Annotated in this window: 4 protein-coding genes and 1 pseudogene; 3 read left to right on the top strand and 2 right to left on the bottom strand. The window is 75.6% G+C overall.

The genetic code is table 11. The features are described from left to right. Positions 1-287: 287 nt before the first annotated feature. The gene (locus tag SSBG_RS16230; protein ID WP_037869923.1) at positions 288-1,604 is read left to right on the top strand and encodes a sensor histidine kinase; all 1,317 of its coding nucleotides are present in this window, start codon (positions 288-290) and stop codon (positions 1,602-1,604) included. Next, a complete protein-coding gene (locus SSBG_RS16225) occupies positions 1,601-2,260 on the top strand; it encodes a response regulator (protein ID WP_008747178.1) in 660 nt (219 codons plus the stop codon). The genes SSBG_RS16230 and SSBG_RS16225 overlap by 4 nt, the downstream gene beginning before the upstream one ends. Positions 2,261-2,330: 70 nt before the next feature. Here SSBG_RS16225 and SSBG_RS16220 read toward each other — a convergent pair whose 3' ends face one another. Beyond that, positions 2,331-2,897 carry a Uma2 family endonuclease gene (locus SSBG_RS16220; RefSeq protein ID WP_008747177.1) on the bottom strand — a complete coding sequence of 189 codons (567 nt, stop codon included), beginning with the start codon at positions 2,895-2,897 and terminating at the stop codon, positions 2,331-2,333. A gap of 249 nt (positions 2,898-3,146) precedes the next feature. Between SSBG_RS16220 and SSBG_RS16215 the strand changes: the two genes are divergently transcribed. Next, positions 3,147-3,647 (top strand): hypothetical protein, encoded by a 501-nt coding sequence (locus tag SSBG_RS16215; RefSeq protein ID WP_008747176.1) that lies wholly within the window; start codon positions 3,147-3,149, stop codon positions 3,645-3,647. Between the two features lie 8 nt (positions 3,648-3,655). On the opposite strand, the pseudogene SSBG_RS16210 reads toward SSBG_RS16215, so the two are convergent. After that, positions 3,656-4,029, bottom strand: a pseudogene (locus tag SSBG_RS16210) (pentapeptide repeat-containing protein); the annotation flags it as partial.

Raw genomic sequence — 4,029 nt, 5'->3', positions numbered from 1 at the left:
GTCGGTCCGGCGGCTGGGGGGTGCCGTCGGTCCGGCGGCTCCCGCTCTTCCAGCCTGGCGCCCCGGACCCGGCCCGCCCGTCGCCCGCCCGGCCACTCCCCGCGAGCCGACCGGTTGCCCCCCGGGTCGGCCGATCGGTTGATGCGGGGCGCCGCGCCCGGCGCGATGATCGAGGGGGGCACCCTGCCCCCGTACGACCGACCCCGACCCCGTACGGACACCGCCGCCCCGCTCCCGTACCGCCGGGACGCCCCCGCCCCCGCACTCCACGCACAGGACCCCCGCCGATGCCCCCACCGCACACCCCCGCGCGCCTCGCGGCACCCCGGCTCCGGGCCGACGGGGCCGACCCGGCCGATTCCGCCGATTCCGCCGACTCGGCCGCCGAGGCCGATGAGCGGCGGCTCACCGCGCTCCTGACCACCGCGTTCCTCGCGCTGCTCGCGGGCGCCCTGCTGCGCTACGTGCTGCGGCACGGCGACAGCGGGCGGCTGCCATGGGTCGTGGCGCTGAGCGTCGTGCTCGCGGGCACACAGCTCGTGCGGGGCGGGTCCGCGCGGGCGCGGCGGGCGCGGCTCGGGGTGGTCGCGGTGTGCTGGGCCGTCGTGGTGCTGCTCGCGCCGAGCTTCGCGTGGTGCGCGATCCCGCTCGTGCACACGGCGCTGCGCGTGCTGCCGGTACGGGCCGCGCTCGCGGCGATCACCGCGCTCACGGCGCTCGTGGTGGTCGCGGAACTGCGGCTCGCGGACGGCTTCGACCCGAACCTCGTGCTGCTCCCGCCCGTCGTCGCCGCGCTCGCGACGGGCGTGTTCCTGCACCTGAGCCGGGAGTCGGAGCGGCGCGGGGCACTGATCGACGACCTCGTGCGCACGCGCAGGGAACTCGCCGCGACCGAGCGCCGCGAGGGCACGCTCGCGGAGCGGCAGCGGCTCTCGGGCGAGATCCACGACACGCTCGCGCAGGGCCTCTCCAGCCAGCGGATGCTGCTCCAGGCCGCCGAACGGCAGTGGGACCGCGACCCGGCGGCGGCCCGCGCGCACGTGCGCACGGCGGCCTCGATCGCGGCGGAGGGGCTCGCCGAGGCGCGACGGCTCGTGCACGACCTCGGTCCGGCGGGGCTCGCGGGCGGTACGGACCTGGGGGCGGCGCTCACCGCGCTCGCGGCCCGCTCCTCGCGCGACGGGCTCGTGGTGCGGGCCGAGATGCACGACGAGACGGGGGCGGGCCCCGGGGTGCTGCCGGACCGGGTGGCGTCGGCGCTGCTGCGCACGGCGCAGGGCGCGCTGGCGAACGTACGGGAGCACGCGCGGGCGCGTACCGCGACGCTCACGCTGACCCTGCTGGACGACCTCGCGTTCCTGGACGTCGCCGACGACGGCAGGGGCTTCGTCCCCGACCCCGGCGCGGAACCGCGCGGCCCGCGCGGCCACGGGCTCCCCGCGACGCGGGCCCGGCTCCAGCAGCTCGGCGGCACGCTCGCCGTCGAGTCGGCGCCGGGCGAGGGCACGGTCCTCACGGCCCGGGTCCCCCTGCACGAGCCGCCGGGCGCGGCGGCAGCGGAACGAACGTTCTCCACCGGACCCGACGAAGGACCCCTCTCATGACGGACGCCGTGACCGGCCCCTCCCCGGACGACAGCCCCGTGCGGCTCCTGCTCTGCGACGACCACGCCGTCGTACGGGCCGGGCTGCGCGCGCTCCTCGCGAGCGCGGCGGGCATCGAGGTGAGCGGGGAGGCGGGCAGCGGCGAGGAGGCGGTCGCGCTGGCGGCGAAGCTGCGCCCGGACCTCGTCCTCATGGACCTCCAGCTCGGCGCGGGCATCGACGGCGTCGAGGCGACCCGGCGACTGCTCGCGCTGCCGGCGCCGCCGCGCGTCCTCGTCCTGACGACGTACGACACCGACGCGGACGTCACCCGCGCGGTGAACGCGGGCGCGACGGGCTACCTCCTCAAGGCGGAGCGCCCGGAGGAGCTGTTCGCCGCGATCCACGCGGCGGCGCGGGGCCGCACCGCGCTCTCGCCGCCCGTCGCCCACCGGGTCCTCGCCCACCTGCGCGCCCCGCGCCCCGAACTGACCCCCCGCGAGCGCGACATCCTCGCCCAGCTCTCGCAGGGCCTCGGCAACCGCGACATCGCCCGCGCCCTGCACATCAGCGAGGCCACGGTGAAGACCCACCTGGGCCGCGTCTACCAGAAGCTGGGCGTGGACACGCGCGCCGGAGCGGTAGCGGTGGCGAAGGAACAGCGACTACTGGGGTGAGGGGCCGGGCGGGGCCGGGAGGGAGCGGGCTCGGCCAGGCGGTCGGGACTCGGCCGGGCTGGGCTCGGCCTCACAGCTGCCCAGAGTCGAGTGTGAAGCCGACCGGCTCGGGAAGCGGGACGGGGTCGCCCACCTTGTAGGTGGTCTTCTGGCGGTAGTCGTCACCGGAGGGACGTGTGCAGACGACGATGTGGTCCGCCTCGCGGTCCACGACGAGATACACGGGAATGCCCGCCCGCGCGTAGCCCCGGATCTTGCGCACGCGGTCATTGGCGGCTGTGGAGGGGGATGTCACCTCGGCGGCGAGCAGCACGGGCGAGGGGTCGTGCCATTCCTGCCGGTCGGCGAAGCTCCCGCGAGGGGCAAGGACGAGGTCGGGGATGACTCGCCCGCTGCCAGAGGCGCCGGGCACGCGGAGGCCGATCCCGGTGTAGCGGGCGAGATCACGGCGGTGGTCCCGGGCCTGACCGCTCAGCTCCGACACCATCTCCTCGTGCTCGCCGTTCGCCGGTGGTGCCACGTGGATTTCCCCTTCGACCAGCTCCACGCGCCATCCCTTGGGGGCAGCGGCGCTGAATACCTCGAAGGCCGCGTCCACCGATGGGGCCGGCAGGCTGGAGCCGGCCAGCTCGGCCAGGAGGGACGCACGGTGCGCCCACTGGTCCGGCTCGGCCGACGTGGGCTCGTACCCGGGAACTGGCTCTGCCACGGCGAACCTCCTTCGCTTCAGCGACAGTCTTCAGCGTATGCGGGAAACTTGCTCGCGAAGCCGGAACTTCTCACCCGAAGCGGGCACGGCCGCTCGCCGGGTCGCCGTGCGGCCGCCGGACGGCCGTGGTGCCCGCCGCCCGCTTGTCGCGGGCACCTCCGTGACACCATTCCCTCCGTGCTCGACATCGGCTACGCCCTCTCCCGCCGCCATCCCGACTCGCCGCAGACCGACTACCGGCGCGCCGACCGGTACGCGTTGCGGCACGACCTGTTCCTGGGGGACGTGTATCTCGCGGACACGGAGGAGGACCGGGAGCTGGCCACGGCCTGGGGGTGGGTGCCGGTGCTCGATTTCGCGTGGGCGCTGTGCGACATCACCGAGCTGCTCGACCGGGACCCGATGGGGAGCAGGGCGAGCAGGCCGCAGTTCGCGGAGCTGGACTTCACCGAGTCGGCGGACCGGCTGCTGTTCGCGCGGCGCTTCGGCTGGGTGGACATCGAGGCGGAGTGGCGGCCCGAGAGCGAGCGCCCGCTGAGCTTCCCGCACGCCGCGCTGCGCCGGGAGGCCCGCGACTTCCTCCACGACCTGCTCGCGGACCTCACCGAGATGCACGAGGAACTGGACGAGAACCCGCTGGTGTGGGACCTGCGCGCCCGCTTCCCCCGCGTGTCCTGAGCGGCGCCTCACTCTCCCGGGTCCAGGACCCGCATCCCCAGTTCGGCGGCGAGCGCGGGCGCGAGGTCGATGAGCTGGTCGGGGCTGATCGCCGCGCCGCGCAGCCCGCCGATCCCGGCGGCGACGCCCAGTTCGGCGGCCTGGCGCAGGTCCACGTCCTTGAGCGTCACCTTGTGGAAGTCCGCGCCCTTCACGACGCAGTCCACGAAGGCGACCCGTTCCAGGCCGGCCCCGGCGAAGTCCGGCTCGACGAGGACGCACGCCTCGAAGACGACGTCCTTGAGCTTCGCGCCGCGCAGATTGAGGTAGTCGAGCTTCCCGCCGCGCACCACGACCCCGTTCGAGCACCGCCCCGTGCGCCTGCGTCCCGCCGAGTCGCGCG

The sequence above is a fragment of the Streptomyces sp. SPB074 genome, assembly GCF_000154905.1.
Lineage (GTDB): Bacteria > Actinomycetota > Actinomycetes > Streptomycetales > Streptomycetaceae > Streptomyces.
Note: the sequence above shows the minus strand (reverse complement) of the source record. Positions and strands in the feature narration are given on the sequence as shown.

Excerpts from the sequence above, each read along its gene's own strand:
- SSBG_RS16230 (WP_037869923.1), top strand. The coding sequence starts at position 288 with ATGCCCCCACCGCACACCCCCGCGCGCCTCGCGGCACCCCGGCTCCGG.
- SSBG_RS16225 (WP_008747178.1), top strand. The coding sequence starts at position 1,601 with ATGACGGACGCCGTGACCGGCCCCTCCCCGGACGACAGCCCCGTGCGG.